This is a genomic window from Microbacterium sp. NPDC055903, assembly GCF_053615555.1.
The window spans coordinates 127,012-143,293 of the sequence record NZ_JBSHCA010000003.1; the positions used below are offsets into that span (position 1 = coordinate 127,012).

The 16,282-nt window shown below is 69.1% G+C and carries 16 protein-coding genes; 3 read left to right on the top strand and 13 right to left on the bottom strand.

Annotated features, from left to right (window positions below; all coding sequences use genetic code 11):
• Positions 1-12: 12 nt before the first annotated feature.
• Both ACWGJP_RS14415 and dapE read right to left on the bottom strand, forming a co-directional pair.
• Complete coding sequence (locus ACWGJP_RS14415; RefSeq protein WP_452330492.1) at positions 13-1,230, bottom strand: hypothetical protein; 1,218 nt, start codon at positions 1,228-1,230, stop codon at positions 13-15.
• Positions 1,212-2,285 (bottom strand): succinyl-diaminopimelate desuccinylase, encoded by a 1,074-nt coding sequence (gene dapE, locus ACWGJP_RS14420; protein ID WP_452330493.1) that lies wholly within the window; start codon positions 2,283-2,285, stop codon positions 1,212-1,214. The genes ACWGJP_RS14415 and dapE overlap by 19 nt, the downstream gene beginning before the upstream one ends.
• A gap of 52 nt (positions 2,286-2,337) precedes the next feature.
• On the opposite strand from dapE, the gene dapD reads away from it, so the two are divergent.
• Entirely contained in the window at positions 2,338-3,291 is a 954-nt protein-coding gene (gene dapD / locus ACWGJP_RS14425; RefSeq protein ID WP_452330494.1) for a 2,3,4,5-tetrahydropyridine-2,6-dicarboxylate N-succinyltransferase, read from the top strand.
• Between the two features lie 250 nt (positions 3,292-3,541).
• Positions 3,542-4,900 (top strand): DEAD/DEAH box helicase, encoded by a 1,359-nt coding sequence (locus ACWGJP_RS14430; RefSeq protein ID WP_452330495.1) that lies wholly within the window; start codon positions 3,542-3,544, stop codon positions 4,898-4,900.
• A gap of 80 nt (positions 4,901-4,980) precedes the next feature.
• Here the strand turns inward: ACWGJP_RS14430 and ACWGJP_RS14435 are convergent, their stop codons facing one another.
• The 7 genes from ACWGJP_RS14435 to ACWGJP_RS14465 all read right to left on the bottom strand — a co-directional run bounded on the left by ACWGJP_RS14435 (position 4,981) and on the right by ACWGJP_RS14465 (position 12,522).
• Positions 4,981-6,276 (bottom strand): citrate synthase, encoded by a 1,296-nt coding sequence (locus ACWGJP_RS14435; protein WP_452330496.1) that lies wholly within the window; start codon positions 6,274-6,276, stop codon positions 4,981-4,983.
• 169 nt (positions 6,277-6,445) lie between these two features.
• Positions 6,446-7,558 (bottom strand): succinyldiaminopimelate transaminase, encoded by a 1,113-nt coding sequence (dapC, locus tag ACWGJP_RS14440; RefSeq protein WP_452330497.1) that lies wholly within the window; start codon positions 7,556-7,558, stop codon positions 6,446-6,448.
• Positions 7,555-7,878, bottom strand: coding sequence for a ferredoxin (gene fdxA / locus ACWGJP_RS14445; protein ID WP_452330498.1), 324 nt, complete (start codon positions 7,876-7,878; stop codon positions 7,555-7,557). The genes dapC and fdxA overlap by 4 nt, the downstream gene beginning before the upstream one ends.
• A 23-nt stretch (positions 7,879-7,901) precedes the next feature.
• Entirely contained in the window at positions 7,902-9,428 is a 1,527-nt protein-coding gene (locus ACWGJP_RS14450; RefSeq protein ID WP_452330499.1) for an alpha-N-arabinofuranosidase, read from the bottom strand.
• Between the two features lie 44 nt (positions 9,429-9,472).
• On the bottom strand, positions 9,473-10,297 hold the full coding sequence (locus ACWGJP_RS14455; RefSeq protein ID WP_452330500.1) for a carbohydrate ABC transporter permease: 825 nt from the start codon (positions 10,295-10,297) through the stop codon (positions 9,473-9,475).
• Complete coding sequence (locus tag ACWGJP_RS14460) at positions 10,294-11,229, bottom strand: carbohydrate ABC transporter permease (RefSeq protein WP_452330501.1); 936 nt, start codon at positions 11,227-11,229, stop codon at positions 10,294-10,296. The genes ACWGJP_RS14455 and ACWGJP_RS14460 overlap by 4 nt, the downstream gene beginning before the upstream one ends.
• Before the next feature lie 54 nt (positions 11,230-11,283).
• Complete coding sequence (locus ACWGJP_RS14465; RefSeq protein ID WP_452330502.1) at positions 11,284-12,522, bottom strand: ABC transporter substrate-binding protein; 1,239 nt, start codon at positions 12,520-12,522, stop codon at positions 11,284-11,286.
• Positions 12,523-12,726: 204 nt separating this feature from the next.
• Between ACWGJP_RS14465 and ACWGJP_RS14470 the strand changes: the two genes are divergently transcribed.
• Positions 12,727-13,737, top strand: coding sequence for a LacI family DNA-binding transcriptional regulator (locus ACWGJP_RS14470; protein ID WP_452330503.1), 1,011 nt, complete (start codon positions 12,727-12,729; stop codon positions 13,735-13,737).
• Between the two features lie 8 nt (positions 13,738-13,745).
• Here the strand turns inward: ACWGJP_RS14470 and ACWGJP_RS14475 are convergent, their stop codons facing one another.
• The 4 genes from ACWGJP_RS14475 to ACWGJP_RS14490 are packed head-to-tail and all read right to left on the bottom strand — an operon-like array spanning position 13,746 to position 16,169.
• Positions 13,746-14,177 carry a histidinol dehydrogenase gene (locus tag ACWGJP_RS14475; protein WP_452330504.1) on the bottom strand — a complete coding sequence of 144 codons (432 nt, stop codon included), beginning with the start codon at positions 14,175-14,177 and terminating at the stop codon, positions 13,746-13,748.
• A gap of 40 nt (positions 14,178-14,217) precedes the next feature.
• Positions 14,218-14,532 carry an AzlD domain-containing protein gene (locus ACWGJP_RS14480; protein ID WP_452330505.1) on the bottom strand — a complete coding sequence of 105 codons (315 nt, stop codon included), beginning with the start codon at positions 14,530-14,532 and terminating at the stop codon, positions 14,218-14,220.
• Entirely contained in the window at positions 14,529-15,233 is a 705-nt protein-coding gene (locus tag ACWGJP_RS14485; protein WP_452330506.1) for an AzlC family ABC transporter permease, read from the bottom strand. Before ACWGJP_RS14485 ends, ACWGJP_RS14480 begins: the two co-directional genes overlap by 4 nt.
• A gap of 33 nt (positions 15,234-15,266) precedes the next feature.
• Positions 15,267-16,169, bottom strand: a complete 903-nt coding sequence (locus ACWGJP_RS14490; protein ID WP_452330507.1) for an aggregation-promoting factor C-terminal-like domain-containing protein — start codon at positions 16,167-16,169, stop codon at positions 15,267-15,269.
• Between the last annotated feature and the right edge of the window lie 113 nt (positions 16,170-16,282).

The window sequence follows — 16,282 nt, forward strand, 5'->3', positions numbered from 1 at the left end:
CCGTCATGAACGTCAGGGAACCTGCCAGTACGTGTTGGCGAGGGCATACATCGCGTAGATCCATGCCCACTGGCCGATGAGGCAGGCCAGCAGCACACAGATGCGAGAGAGCCGGCTGCGCGGCACCGCGACCGCACCCCACAGCGGCGAGAGGGGCAGGAGGAGCCGGAAGGTCGACGACTGCGGGAAGAACACCGCCAGCAGATAGACGAGGTAGCTCGCGCTCCAGAGTCGGAGCTCCGGCCCGAGTCGGCGCACGGCAGGGAGCAGGAGCAGCGCGGCCGCGGCGGCGAGCACGAGCAGGCACAGGAAGACGATCCCCCACCATCCCGGAAGGCCCCACTGCCCGAACCAGAACTGCGCCGCCTGCACCCAGCCGTCGAACGGGATGAAGCCACCCGCATGCACGCCCCAGTTCCGCCGCCAGGCGAGCTCGGTCGCCAGATACGCACCGGGATCGCCCGTGACAGTCCCTGCGATCAGCTGCCAGGCGAAGCCCGTCGTCGTGGCGAGGGCCCCCAGCGCGACGATGTGCACGACGTGGCGGGCGGGCAGCGCTTCCTGCGCTCTGCGCACGAAGCGGAGGATGCCGTGCAGGCCGAGGTAGAGCGCGAAGGCGAGGATGCCCGGCCGGGTGAACGCCATCACCAGGACGAGCGGATACACCAGCGCGTAGCGCCGGCGCGACACGGCGTCCAGAGCCGTCAGCAGCAGCGCCAGGAACAGCGATTCCGCATACCCGACCTGGAACATCGCCGCGAGAGGACCCGCAGCGAAGAACGCGACCGCCCAGAGCGCCGCCGAGGACCCGATCCGCTCGTGCAGGAGACGGTACAGGGCGAGACAGGCGAGGTAGCCCGCCGTGACCGCGAGGACGAACGCTCCTGCACCCCACGATCCGAGCAGGAAGCCGAGCCCCTTCGCCGCATATGCGAACACGGGCATGAATGCCCAGGCGTTCTCCGCGACCTCGCCGCTCTCCGTGAGCGGAAGAGTGTCCGGATAGCCCTCCACCGCGACGAGCCAGTACCACTGAGCATCCCAGCCGAGCACGAGGTCGCCCAGACCGGCGTCCGCGCCGAACCGCGACATCGGCCCTGACAGCGACGCGGCGGAGAGGAGGAACAGCGTCGTCACGACGCGCGCCACGAGATAGACGACAGCGATACGCGCAGCGACCGGGATCGTCGCCCACCGCCGCGCCGCGCTGATCAGGGCGCGGTCAGCCACGCGCGGAGCCCCCGCTCGACGGCCTCGATCTGAGCCAGCGGCACCCGCTCTTCGTCATGATGGGCGAGATGCGGGTCGCCGGGGCCGTAGTTCACCGCCGGCACGCCCATCGCCGAGAACCGGGCGACGTCCGTCCACCCGTACTTGGGCCTGGGCTGGGCGCCGACGGCGGCGAGGAAGTCACCGGCGATGGGGGCGTCGAGGCCGGGGCGCGCGCCGTCGGCGGCGTCCGTGATCTCGACCTCGAAGCCCGCGAGCACGGCGCGCAGATGAGCCGCAGCCTCCTGAGCGTTCTTGCTCGGAGCGAAGCGGTAGTTGACCTCGACCTCGCAGAGATCCGGGATCACGTTGCCCGCGACTCCGCCGGTGATGCGCACCGCGCTCATGCTCTCGCGGTACAGGAGCCCGTCGACGGCGACCTCCTTCGCACGGTACTCGGCGAGCCGCGCCAGGATCGGCGCCGCACGATGGATCGCGTTCTCGCCCACCCACGCCCGTGCGCTGTGCGCCCTGACGCCATGGGTGCGCACGACGGCGCGGAGCGTCCCGTTGCAGCCTCCCTCGACTTCGCCGCCGGAGGGTTCGCCGAGGATCGCGAAGTCCGCCCGGAACAGATCAGGCCGCTCGGCGGCGAGGAGGTTGAGCCCGTTCAGGGAGGCGGCGACCTCCTCGTTGTCGTACCACATCCACGTGATGTCGACCACGGGATCCGTCAGCTCTGCGGCGAGCTTGAGCTGCACGGCGACGCCCGCCTTCATGTCGACGGTGCCCCTGCCCCACAGGAACGGCACGCCGTCGACGACGACGTCTCTGGTGGGGAGGTTGTCATTGATCGGGACGGTGTCGATGTGCCCTGCGATGACCACTCGCTGCGCTCGGCCGAGGTCCGTCCGCGCGACGATCGTGTTGCCGTGTCGGCTGACCTCCAGGTGGGTCAGCGCTCCGACGGCCTCCTCGATCGCATCCGCGAGCGTCTTCTCGTCCCCCGAGACGCTGTGCACATCGCAGATCGCGCGGGTGAGGTCGACGGAGGAAGCGGTCAGATCGAGCACCATGACGACCAGCCTACGGCTCCGCGCGTCGCGTCGATCGCGATAGCGTTGTCGCATGAGCAACGCGCGTACCGTCTGGGGTGTCGGCCTGTCCACGATCGCCGGGGACGGCACCGTCCTCGATGCCTGGTACGCCGAGGTCGGCGCCGGTGAGCAGGACGCCGCGTCCGCCGCCACAGCGGCGTCCACCTACGCATCCCTCGAGGATGCGGACGAGCGCCGCAACGTCCGCACGGAGTTCGTGCAGCTGCGGATCGATCTCGATGAGGCCCCGTCCTCCACCGCCGATGCCTACCTCCGCCTGCACGCGCTGTCCCACCTGCTCGTGCGCCCGAACGAGCTGAACCTGGACGGCATCTTCGCCCATCTGCCCAACATCGCCTGGACGACGGCGGGACCGATGCTGCCCGCGGATGCCGCCCGGTTGCGGCCCTTGCTCCAGCGCCACGGCATCCAGGTGCAGGGCCTGGATAAGTTCCCCCGGCTCACCGACTACGTCCAGCCCGACGGCGTGCGCATCGCGGATGCATCCCGTGTGCGCCTCGGGGCGCACCTGAGCCCTGGCACGACCGTGATGCACGAGGGCTTCGTGAACTTCAACGCCGGAACGCTCGGCCCCGTCATGGTCGAGGGCCGGATCTCGCAGGGCGTCGTGGTCGGAGCGAACAGCGACATCGGCGGCGGAGCATCCATCATGGGCACGCTCTCCGGCGGAGGGACCGTGCGCGTCTCGATCGGCGAGCGGACGCTGCTCGGCGCGAACGCGGGCATCGGCATCGCGCTCGGAGACGACTGCGTCGTGGAGGCGGGCCTCTACGTCACCGCCGCATCGAAGATCGTCCTCGTCGATGCGCCGCGCACCGCCGACGGCGGCCGGCAGACCGTGAAGGCGGCCGAGCTGAGCGGGCGCGACGGTCTCCTGTTCCTGCGCAACTCCATCACCGGGGCGGTCGAGGCGCGGCAGCGGGCGGGCGTGGGTGTCACCCTGAACGACGCTCTGCACGCCTGACGCGCCGCCCGCCACGCCGTTGGGGCCTCACACAGCCGCGCGCTGGTAGACTCGGCTGGTTGCCCCTTCGGGCAGCCACGTCGTCGTCACGGGGTCTCTGAGGACCGAAGCGAGCACGATCAGCTCCCACCACCAGCATCGACTGGCCTTTCGCACGGCGAATCGTCGCGCGGCCGCCTCTGGCCGCGGACGCGCCCACCTCACACCCAGCTATCGCGCGCCTTCATCTGCGCGCTGACGGAGTACTGCAATGCCCACTTTCCTCGAACTCGGCGTACCAGCGCCCATCGCCGAAGCGCTCGCCGCCGACGGCAAGACCGAGGCCTTCGCGATCCAGCGCGACACCCTTCCCGACTCCCTCGCCGGTCGTGACCTGCTCGGTCGCGGCCGCACCGGCAGCGGCAAGACGATCGCGTTCGCCGTGCCGCTCGTCGCGCGCCTCGCGGCAGCCCGCCGTACCACCCGCCCCGGTCACCCGCGCGGCCTCGTCCTCGCGCCCACCCGCGAGCTGGCCACCCAGATCGCAGCCACGATCACCCCGCTCGCGAAGGCATCCGGCCTGACCGTGACGACGGTCTTCGGCGGCGTCAGCCAGCGCCCGCAGGAGCAGGCGCTCCGCGGCGGAGTGGACATCGTCGTGGCGTGCCCCGGTCGTCTGGAAGACCTCATGAAGCAGAAGGTCGCCCACATGGACGCCGTCGAGGTCGCCGTCCTCGACGAGGCCGACCACATGGCCGACCTCGGCTTCCTGCCTGGTGTCACGCGCATCCTCACCGCGACACCGGAGGGCGGCCAGCGCCTGCTCTTCAGCGCGACGCTGGACCGAGGCATCGACACCCTCGCACGCCGGTTCCTCTCGAACCCGGTCAGCCACGAGGTCGACGAGGCGAGCGTCCCGGTCGGCGAGATGACCCACCGGGTGCTCCTCGTCGAGGACGCCGACCGGAAGAAGGTCCTCGTGAACGACCTGGCCTCCGGCCTCGGCCGTCGCATCCTCTTCACACGGACGAAGCACCAGGCGAAGAAGCTCGCGAAGCTGCTCACCGCCTCGGGCATCCCCGCCGTCGATCTGCACGGCAACCTCTCGCAGAACGCCCGTGAACGCAACCTGAGCGCATTCTCCGTAGATCCTGCGGACGGCGGAGTGCGCGTCCTCGTCGCCACCGACGTCGCCGCCCGCGGCGTGCACGTGGACAACGTCGACCTCGTCGTGCACGTCGATCCCCCCGTCGAGCACAAGGCGTACCTGCACCGCTCCGGCCGCACCGCGCGCGCGGGCGCTGCCGGCACCGTCGTCACGGTCGTGCTGCCCGAGCAGCGCCGCGACGTGAAGGACCTGCTCCGCAAGGCGAAGATCAGCGCCGACCTCGAGCCGGTGACCGCAGATGCCGTGAGCGGTCTCGTGGGCGAGAAGGCCCCGCACGTGAAGCCGGCCCCCGTGCAGCAGGCCCAGCGCCCGCAGCGTCCGTCGCCCGCCCGCGCCGCGTCGAAGGAGCCCGGCTCCGCCAGCACTCCCCCGGCCCGCCGTCGCCGTCGTCGCCCCGCGCAGGGCGGCCAGGGCGCTCAGCGCCCGCAGGGGCAGGGCGGTCGGCGCTCGCAGGGGCGCTGACCCCGGCATCCGTCCGAGAACATCGCGGAGAACGAAGAAGAGCGGATGCCGTCCGGCATCCGCTCTTCTTGTCGTCCTGCTCAGCGCGTGGGGAACGCCCGCTCCGGCGCGCCCGTGTACAGCTGCTGCGGGCGGCCGATCTTGGTCTGCGGGTCGAGGTTCAGCTCGCGCCACTGCGCCAGCCAGCCAGGCAGACGCCCGATGGCGAACAGCACCGTGAACATGCGCGTCGGGAAGCCCATCGCCTTGTAGATGACGCCGGTGTAGAAGTCGACGTTCGGGTACAGGCGGCGCTCCTTGAAGTAGTCGTCCGCGAGGGCGATCTCCTCGAGCTCCTTGGCGAGATCGAGGAGCGGGTCGCTCACGCCGAGGGAGGCGAGGACCTCGTCGGCCGCTTCCTTCACGAGCTTGGCGCGCGGGTCGTAGTTCTTGTAGACCCGGTGGCCGAAGCCCATCAGCTTGACGCCGTCCTCCTTGTTCTTGACCTTCTCCACGAAGCGCTGCACGCTCTGACCGGAGTCGCGGATCTGGCCGAGCATCGTCAGCACGGCCTCGTTCGCACCGCCGTGCAGCGGCCCGGAGAGGGCCTGGATGCCCGCGGAGATGGAGGCGAACTGGTTCGCCCCGGTGGATCCGACCAGACGCACGGTCGAGGTGGAGGCGTTCTGCTCGTGGTCCTCGTGCAGGATGAGCAGCAGCTCGAGCGCCTTGGACATCACCGGGTTGACCTCGTAGGGCTCGGAGTGCACGCCGAAGTTGAGCTTGAGGAAGTTGTCGACGAAGCTCAGCGAGTTGTCCGGGTAGAGGAAGGCCTGCCCCACGCTCTTCTTGTGCGCGTAGGCGGCGATGACGGGAAGCTTCGCCAGCATCCGCACCATGTTGAGCTCGACGTGCTCCGGGTTGTGCGGATCGGTCTGGCCCTCGTAGTACGTGGAGAGCGCGGCGACGGCGCTGGAGAGCACCGACATGGGGTGGGCGGTGTGCGGCAGCGCCGAGAAGAAGTGCTTGAGGTCCTCGTGCAGGAGCGTGTGACGGCGGATGCGCTCATCGAAGTCCGCGAGCTCCGCGGGTGTGGGCAGCTCGCCGTAGATCAGCAGCCACGCGACTTCGAGATAGCTGCAGTTCTTCGCGATCTGGTCGATCGGGTAGCCGCGGTAGCGGAGGATGCCCTGATCGCCGTCGATGAACGTGATCGCCGACTTCGTCGACGCGGTGTTCACATAGCCGTAGTCGAGGCCGGTGTACCCGGTCTGCCTCGTCAGCGTCGAGAAGTCGATGCTGTCGTTGCCCGCCGTGCCTCGCACCACCGGGAACTCCGCCGTGGTTCCGCCGATCGAAAGGGTCGCCTTCACCTGCTGGTCTCCCGTCGCGCTCACGCGGACCTCCTTGTACGTCTGTCTCGACCGTGTCGGTCGTCGTCGAGGGGCGATGTCTCATGGCGCCGGAGCACCGGGCCGGATCTCGGCCGGATCGCCTTTACAGCCTAGTCTGCGCGTCGGCCTACTGTGACATCCGCCAAGGGTCGACGCTCTGCCCTGCCGAAACCTACAGAACTGCCGTGTTCAGACGCCGCGCCGCTTCGGCGACGCGCTCCGTCGGCGCGGTGAGCGCCAACCGCACGTGCTGCGTCGAGCTCTGTCCGTAGAAAGGTCCCGGCCCCGCGAGGATGCCCAGATCGGCCAGTCGCGCCATCGAGTCCCAGGCGTCCCGTCCCTCGGTCACCCAGAGATAGAGCCCGGCCTCGGAGCCCTCGAGCCGGAACCCTGCCGCCTCGACGGCGGGGCGCAGCAGATCGCGCCTGGTCCGGTAGAGCTCTTTCTGCACGGCGACGTGCTCGTCGTCGGCGAGCGCCACCGACATCGCGTGCTGCACGGGCTCAGGTGGCATGAGCCCCAGGTGCTTGCGCGCCGTGAGGAGGTCGGCGACGATCGCGGCATCTCCGGCGAGGAAGGCGGCACGGTAGCCGGCGAGATTGGACTGCTTGCTCAGCGAGTAGACGCTGAGCACGCCGTCGAGGACGCCGCCTGTCGCACGCGGATCGAGCACGGAGGGCACCGGCTCGCTCGCCCACGGGCCGTCCCAGCCGAGCTCCGCGTAGCATTCGTCGCTGGCCAGCACGGCGCCGAGCTCTCTGGCCCGGCGCACCGCGGCGGTGAGCTCGTCGACCGTCCAGGTCCTGCCGTCCGGGTTGCCAGGGGTGTTGATCCAGACGAGCTTCGTCCCCTCCGGCCACGCCTGCGGATCATCCGCGCGCACCGGCGTGGCGCCGGCGACGAGCGCGCCCACCTCGTACGTGGGGTACGCGACCGAGGGGTGGACGACGATGTCCCCCTCGCCCAGTCCCAGCAGCGTCGGCAGCAGAGCGACGAGCTCCTTGGAGCCGATCGTCGGGAGCACGTTCTGCACGGCGAGGCCAGGGACGCCGCGCCGCCTGGCGTACCAGTCGACGATGGCCTCGCGCAGGACGGGGGTGCCGACGGTCTGCGGGTACGCGTGCGCGTCCGTCGCCGCGGCGAGCGCGTCGCGGATGACGGCGGGCGTCGGGTCGACGGGAGAACCGACGGAGAGGTCGACCAGCCCGCCTGGGTGGCGAGCGGCCCGCTCACGGTACGGGACGACCGCGTCCCACGGGTAGTCGGCGAGGTCGCGGACGCTCAATGCTCGCCCTGCGGCGGAAGCGCGGCGATGATCGGGTGGTCGTGGTGGATGACCCCGACCTTGGCCGCGCCGCCGGGCGAGCCGACCTCCTCGAAGAACTCGACGTTCGCCTTGTAGTAGTCCTGCCACTCCTCGGGGAGATCATCCTCGTAGTAGATCGCCTCGACGGGGCAGACCGGCTCGCACGCACCGCAGTCGACGCATTCGTCGGGATGGATGTACAACGATCGCTCGCCCTCGTAGATGCAGTCCACGGGGCACTCGTCGATGCAGGCGCGGTCCTTGACATCGACGCAGGGAAGAGCGATCACATACGTCACCCGACCAGTCTACGACGCCCGGCTCAGGCCAGTCGCAGGGAGACCGTGACGTACGAGTGCGCCGGAAGGTCGACCTCCAGACCGTGCGGGTGGATGCGCACCCCGTCGTGGGCGACGGGGGCGACGGCATCGGGATGCTCCGGCGTGTTGTGGTCCTGGAGCCCGCCCGCCGTGAGCACGACCGCCTCGTGTCCCGCGACCGCGCGACCCCGCAGATCGAGGACGACCGTGCGCGCGTCCGCGGCGTCGAGGTTCGACAGCGACACGAGGGCGGTGTCGTCCTTCGTGGACGCCGAGACGGAGAGCAGCGGGAGCTCCTCCCCCTCCACGCTCCTCGTGGGCAGCGCGCCCTTGAAGCGGACCTGCAGCGCGGCCGCATCGTGATGGTCGACGTTCATCCGGAACACGTGATAGGTCGGGGTGAGCACGAGCGCGCCGGAATCGGGGTCGGTGAGGATCATCGCCTGCAGGACGTTCACGGTCTGGGCGATGTTGGCCATCACCAGTCGATCCGCGTAGTCGTGGAAGATGTCGAAGTGCACGCTCGCGACGAGCGCGTCGCGCAGGGTGTTCTGCTGGTACAGGAAGCCGGGGTTGGTGCCCTCCTCGACGTTCCACCAGGTGCCCCATTCGTCGATGACGAGGCCGACCTTGCGCAATGGATCGTAGCTGTCCATGACGTTCGCATGTCCGCGGACGATCTCGCGCATGTGCTGGGCCCGCTTCATCGTGACGTAGTAGTCCTCCGTCCCGAACCGGGTGGCATCGCCCTTGTCCGCCCACTCGCCGTTGATCGTGTAGTAGTGCAGCGAGAGCGCCTGGTAGAAGCCGCGCGGGTCGTGCGCGCAGCCCAGGTGCGAGAGCGCCTTCATCAGCGTCTCGGTCCACCCGTAGTCGTCGACGTTCGCACCGGCGGCGATCTTGTAGACGGTGTTGTCCCCGTGATTGCGCACGTATGTGCCGTACTGGCGGGCGAGGTTCGCGAAGTGCTCGGCGTTCATGTTCCCGCCGCATCCCCACGCCTCATTGCCCAGGCCCCAGAACGGCACCCGCCATGGCTCGTCGCGCCCGTTCGCCCTGCGCAGCGCCGCCATCGGGGAGTCGTCGTCGCGGGTGAGGTACTCGATCCACTCGCTCATCTCTCGGACGGTCCCCGACCCGACGTTGCCGGAGATGTACGCATCGGCGCCGAGCAGCTCGCAGAGCTGCATGAACTCGTGCGTTCCGAAGGAGTTGTCCTCCACGACATCGCCCCAGTGCGAGTTCACCATCCGCGGACGCTCCTCGCGCGGCCCGATCCCGTCCCGCCAGTGGTAGTCGTCGGCGAAGCATCCGCCCGGCCACCGCAGGTTCGGGATGCGGACAGCGCGCAGCGCTTCGACGACATCGAGGCGGATGCCGCCCTCGTTCTCGATCTCGGACTCCTCTCCGACGAAGAAGCCGCCGTAGATGCACCGCCCGAGGTGCTCGGCGAAGTGTCCGTAGAGGTGACGACTGATCGTCGCTCCGGGGAGGTCGAGGTCGATCACGGCGATGAGGGGGTCTGACATGGTGCTCCTGGGTGGTGGAAGAAGAAGACGTGAGGACGAGGGGTTCAGCCCTTGACGCCGCCGGCGAGCAGGCCGCTGACGATGTGACGCTGGGTGAAGATGAAGAACACGACCATGGGGATGAGCGCGACGACCGAGACCGTCATGAACATCGGCCAGTCGGTGGTGAACTCCGAGACGGCGTTGTAGACCTGCAGCACGACGGTGCGCTTCTCCGGGCTCGAGATGAAGACGGTGGGGATGAGGAAGTCGTTCCACACCCACATGGTCTGGAAGACGCCCACCGTCACGAGGATCGGCTTGATGAGGGGAAGCACGACCGACCAGAAGATGCGGAAGGATCCTGCCCCGTCGATCCGCGCGGCCTCGATCATCTCGAACGGCAGCGTGCGCATGTACCCCTGCACGAGGAAGTAGCAGAAGATCGCACCGCCCATGTACATCACGATCAGACCGTTCAGCTCGTTCACGAGCTTGAAGCCGACGAGCGTGCGGTACAGCGGGATGAGCGTGGACTGTCCAGGCACGATGAAGCCGATGAGCAGCACGTTCGCGATGATCGTGTTGAGCCTGCTCGTGCGGGTGATCATCGCGTACGCGGCGAGCGCCCCCACCAGCAGCTGCAGCAGGACGGCGACCACGGTGACGTACAGGGTGTTCAGGAACGAGCGGTACATCCGCGGATCGGAGAACACCTCCTGGTAGTTGCCGAGGAACAGCTCCGTGGGCGGCGCCAAGGGCGACGCGACCATGTCGGCCTGCGTCTTGAAGGTGTTGATGAGCACGAAGTACAGCGGGACGGCGATGAAGCAGGCCAGCAGGATCATGGTCGCGCTGAGCACGATCCTCCGCCACAGCGGCGTGGTCATGTGAACCTCCGTTCGATGTACTTCGTCAGCGCGAGCTGGCTGAAGGAGAGGATGCCGACGGCGAGCGTGAACATCACGGCGAGCGCCGACGCGAGCCCGTACCGGCCCTGGCCGACGCCGGAGACGATGATCGACTGCGTGATGGTGTAGGTCGCGAACCCCGGCCCGCCGTTGGTGAGCGTGTAGGGGAGGTCGAAGACCTTCAGACCTCCGGTCATCAGCAGGAAGGTGCTGATGACCATCGCCGGAGTCAGCAGCGGAAGCGTGATGCCGAAGAACTGCTGCCTCGGAGAGGCGCCGTCGATCTTGGCGACCTCGTAGTACTCGGCCGGTATCGACTGGAGGTAGGCGGTGTAGAGCACGGCGTGCCAGCCGGCAGCCGCCCAGACACCCACGACGATCACGGAGAGCTGTGCGAGCGCATCCACCGAGAGCCAGCCGACGGCGGGGAGGCCGAGTCCGACGAGGATCGAGTTGATGACGCCGGATTCCAGCGGCGAGAGGATGTACCGCCAAACGAGCCCGAGGATCGCCATCGACGGGATGGCGGGGAAGAACCACAGCGAGCGGACGAGGTTGCGCCCGAGGAAGACCTTGTTCAGCTGGACGGCCAGCGGGATGGCGATCACCGTGATGAGCACGGTGGTGCCGACGGCGAACAGGAGGGTGAACATCAGACCGGACAGCATCGACGGATCGCCGAGGATCGTGACGTAGTTCGCCAGCCCGATGAAGTCCGCCTCGGCGTCGTATCCGGTGAAGTCGGTCAGACTCCACGCGAACGTCTGCACGAGGGGGACGAGGAAGAGGAAGACGAGGACGACGACCGCGGGCAGCAGGAACGCCTGGTTGACGGCGATCTGCTTCCAGCCGCCGGAGGTGAGCCGGCGAAGGCTCGAGCGCGAGCGGGGCGCGACGGGGAGTGCATGCATGAGGATCCGCCTTTCGGCGGTGCCCGGCCGACGTGCAGCCGGGCACCACCGGGTTCAGGAAGAGGCGAGCTTCGCGTCCAGAGCCTCGGCGACCTCCTCGGGGCTGATCTGCCCCTGGATCATCCGCTGGATCTGCGCCACGGCCTCGACGTTGAGGACGTCCTCCGCGCGCTGCCAGGCGATCATGGGCAGGTAGAGCTGGCCCTCACGGATGGACGGGACCATCGGCTCGAAGATCGGGTTGACCGGCGGCTCGAAGTCGCTCGTGACGGTCACGTCGTTGGTCTGCTTCTGGAAGATCTCCACTCCCTCCGGTGAGGCCAGCCAGGCGAGGAAGACCTTCGCGGCCTCCTGGTGCGCCTCGTCGGATTTCGAGTTGATGGCGTACCCGGGCGCCGCAGCACCTGCGACGAACGGCGTCCCGCCGTCGATCGCAGGGATCTTGCCGAAGGCCCAGTCCATGTCGGGCGCGGCCTCGGAGACCGCGTTGATGATCCACGGCCCGGCGTTGATGATCGCCACGCGTCCTGCCGCGAACTCGTCGCGGACCATGTCGCCGTCCAGCGCCACGACGTCGGAGGAGACCAGCCCCTCGGTGTAGAGGCGGTTGTATTCCTCGAGGACGCCCGTCCACTCGTCGGCGAAGGTCGACTCTCCCGAGAAGATCTCGTCGTCGAGCGTCGGGTCCATGGACTGCGACTTCGCGCCGATCATGGCGGACACCGTGGTGGGCATCTGGTCGACGCTCTCCAGGAACGGTGTGATCCCGGCATCCTTGAGCTTCTGGCAGAGCTCGAGGAACTCGTCCCACGTCTCGGGGATCTCGGTGGCACCCACCTCCGCGAGCAGATCCTTGTTGTAGGCGTAGCCGGCAGCCCAGCTGGAGAGCGAGAGGCCGTACTGCGCGCCGTCTCTGCCATAGGTGTCCATGTTGAACTCCGCGACATTCTGCACGAAGTCCTCGCCGGAGAGGTCGACCACGTGCCCGCCGTCGATGAGGTTGGTCTTGTTCTCGGCGGCGATGAGGAAGACGTCCGGCGCGGTGCCGGAGAGCACCTGCGTCTGCAGGGTCTGGATGTACTCCGCGACCGGCGGGGAGTAGGAGGCCTCGACGGTGATCTCCGGGTGCGCCTCGGCGAACGCCTCGAGGACGGGGGTCATCTGCTCCTCCCCCGTCCAGGAGAGCATCGTGATCGATGTGGTGCCCTCGGCGTCCTCACCGGCGGATGTGCATCCGGCGAGCACCAGGGGGACGGCCGCGACCAGGGCCACGGCGGCGACAGAACGCTTCATGAACACTCCTTCGTATTCTTGGGTGCAGCTCTCGACCGCCGGCGCACGGGCACGGCGCAGCGAGTGCTTTATCGATACAACATCGATGGGATTTGAACGATACACCCCGCGTCATCACTGGTCAACGAAAGATTCCGATGATGCATCGGCGTCGGGTAGTCTCGAAGCCCGCGCACCCGCGCGGAGGCCGACTGAGGAGCCCCGATGGCGACTGTGACTATGAGCGACGTCGCCCGCGCCGCCGGGGTGTCGATCATGACCGTCTCCAACGTGATCAACGAGCGTCCTCGAGTGAGCGCCGACACCCGCGCGCGCGTGCTCGCCGTCGTCGCCGATCTCGGCTACGAGGTCAACCTCAGCGCCAAGCGGCTGCGCGCAGGACGCGCCGGCACCGTCGCGCTCGTGGTCCCGCGCTTCGATCATCCGTACTTCGGCGAGCTCGCCGCACGCTACGTCGAGGCCTTCGGAGCACACGGCATCCACGTCGCCGTCGAGCAGAGCGGCGCGAGCCGCGAGGGCGAGCTCTCCGCGGTCTCCCGCGCTCGACTGCAGATGTACGACGGCGTGCTGCTCAGCGTCGTCGGCCAGTCCTACGACGACGTCGACCGGCTGCACGCGCAGGTGCCGATCGTCCTGCTCGGAGAGCAGGAGATGCCACGCCACTTCGATCACGTCATGCTCGCGAACATCGAGGGGGCAGAGCTCGCCACCGGCGCGCTCCTCGACAGCGGCCGCACGGCCGTGGCGATCGTCGGAGGAAACGCCGCCGCCACGGACATGGGCATGGCGCGGCTGCGCACGGACGGCTGGCGCAGGGCCCACGCCGAGCGGGGTGTCGTCGCCGACGAGCGTCTGGTGATCGAGCTTCCCCAGCAGGAGATGTCAGAGGCGAGGCGACAGGTCGCCGGAGCCCTCGAACGCGGGCTCCGATTCGACGCCCTCTTCGCCATCACCGACCAGGATGCCGTCGGCGCCATGGCGGCCCTCCACGATGCGGGCTTGTCGATCCCCGGCGACGTCGCCGTGGTCGGCTTCGACAACCTCGTCCTCGGCGAGCACCTCCGGCCGTCGCTGACGACGATCGATCCGAGCAACGACTGGGTGGTGGAGCAGTCCACCCGGCTGCTGCGCAGCAGGATGAGCGGCGATGACTCTGCACCGGAGCACCTCACCGCGCCTGTGCGCCTCGTCGAACGGGCATCGACCGGCGGATAGGCCGGGGTTCAGGCGCGCGGGACCTCGGTGATCAGCGGGGTCTGCTCCCCCGTCGGGACGGCGGCGACGGGTGCGGGGCCGGTCTTGCGTGCCGGCAGGTTCGGCCACGCGATCGTCAGCAGCGCGATCCCGGCGAGCGCGTAGATCCAGATCTGCCCCCAGACCGTATTCTCCACGACGATGGACCCGCCCGGGCCCACTCCGGAGATCACCGTCACCATTCCGAGCATCCCGAGACCCGCGGCCAGCGTCGCGCCGCGATCGTGCGTCAGCGAACGGATCGCGATGAGGATGGCGCCGCAGGCGATGAGCCCGACGATGATCCCGACCGGGACCCAGCCCCAGACGAGGCTGTGCCCGATCGTTCCCGCGATGCCGAAGACGCCGCCGACGAGCGCGGCGGCGATCCAGGAGAGGATGCGGGAGATCCAGGTGCGCACCCGGCGATTCTACCGGTGCGTCCTCGAGCGACGCTGCGCGTCAGGCGGCCAGACCCGCCCATCGCAGCCCGGCGGCGACGAGCGCGGCGGCGAACACGACGACGAGGAACGACTGCCGCAGCCAGAGCAGCCCCGCGGCGACGAGCACGGCAGGCACCCTGGCATCGACGATGACCGCCTGGCCGTCGCCGAGCGTCTGGACGGCGACGAGCGCCGCCAGGAGCGCAACCGTGAGCAGATCGGAGATGCGCGCGGGCCGAGGAGCCTCCAGCACCTGCGCGGGGATGAGGTAGCCGAACGCCTTCAGCGCCACGCAGATGCACGCAGCCAGCAGCACGGCGCTCCAGACGCTCATCGGGCGCTCTCCTCGACGGCACGGGGACGTTCGAACCAGTTGAACCAGCCGACCACGATCGCGACGACCGCGGCGACGAGCACGGGGAGCCCCGGCATGATCACGGGCGTGAGGGATGCCGCGACCACAGCGGCCGCGATGCCGACGACCACCGCCTGGCGCTGCTTCAGCCGCGGCCACAGCAGGGCGAGGAAGGCGGCGGCCGCCGCGGCGTCCAGCCCCCACATCCGGGGGTCTCCGAGCACATCTCCGAGCAAGGAGCCCACGAGGGTCATGGCGTTCCAGCCGAGATAGATCCCGATGCCGGTCACCCAGAATCCCAGACGTCCCAGTCGCGGATCATCCTGCGAGATCGCCACCGCCGTGGACTCGTCGATGGTGAACTGCGCCGCACCCGCCCTGCGCCAGAAGCCCGCACCGATGATCGGCGACATCCGCATGCCGTAGGCGACATTGCGCACCCCGAGGAGGGCGGCCGAGGCGATCGCCGAGGGAAGCGCGGCGATCCCGCCCGATGCGAACACGCCGACGAAGGCGAACTGGGATCCTCCGGTGAACATGAACAGGCTCAGCACGCACGTCTGCCAGACGTCGAGCCCCGCCGCGACCGCGAGGGCGCCGAAGGAGATCCCGTAGGCGCTCGTCGCGAGGGCCACGCCGAGCGCTTCGCGCCAGACGGCGCGGCTGTTCTCGGTGGGCATCCCCTCATCCTAGGGGCGCCGGCTCAGGCCGGATCAGTACCAGTCGGTGGCCTGCGAGTGCGACCACGCGGCGCACGGCGAGCCGTACGCGCGGTCGATGTAGGACAGGCCCCAGGTGATCTGGGTCGTCGCGTTGGTCTTCCAGTCGCTGCCGGCCGTCGCCATCTTGCTGCCGGGCAGCGCCTGCGGGATGCCGGTGGCACCGCTGCCGGCGTTGTACGCCCTGTAATTCCAGCCGGACTCCTTGGTCCACAGCGACACCAGGCAGGAGAACTGATCGGAGCCCCAGCCGTACTCGCTCGACGCGAGCCGCTTCGCCGTCGCCTTGGCGCCGTCGACGGTGTTCGCGGCGGCAAGCGCAGCGGCCGCGCGCTCCTCGGCCGCCTTCTTCTCCTGCGCCTGCGTGAGCGCGGTGCGCAACGCGCCGGTCGCCGCCGTCACGGGGGCGATGTCCTCGGCCGCCTCGGCGACCTGCACGGCCTGGACGATCGGCGGGAGGGAGTCGAGGTCGGTCAGCACGTCGATGCCGGCCTCGAGGTCCGTCGTGTCGATCGTCGTGCTCTCCACGTTCAGTGCGAGATCGGCCGCCGACACGTCGGCGGTCACTGCCTGCGCGTCGGAGACGGCGCCCTGCGCCTCTGCGAGGGTCGCTGCGGCGTCCTCGGAGATCCCTGCGAGAGGCAGTGCCAGCGATACGGCGCCGCTGGGCGTGGCATCCGCCATGCCGTCCGGCACCTGCAGGAGTGCGGTCACGGCACCGGAGTGGTCCTCCACGGCCGCCGCAGCACTGGAGGCGGAGCTCGTGACGATCGCCACGCTCAGCACGGCGCCCAGGGCGATGCCGAGCACGAGCGGGTGGCGGGCGGTGACGTCGGCGTGGGCGCGCGCGAGGGCGGCGGTGCGCGCCTGGGCGCGCGAGGTGTGGGCATGCAGCATGAGGGTCGACTTTCGGGTCGTCGTGCGGCCCGGACCCCGTGTTCAGGGCGACTCGTCGGGAGCGGTCCCGGGCACGATCAACGATTCTGCTCGCCTCGTCTGGGCGAAACCCC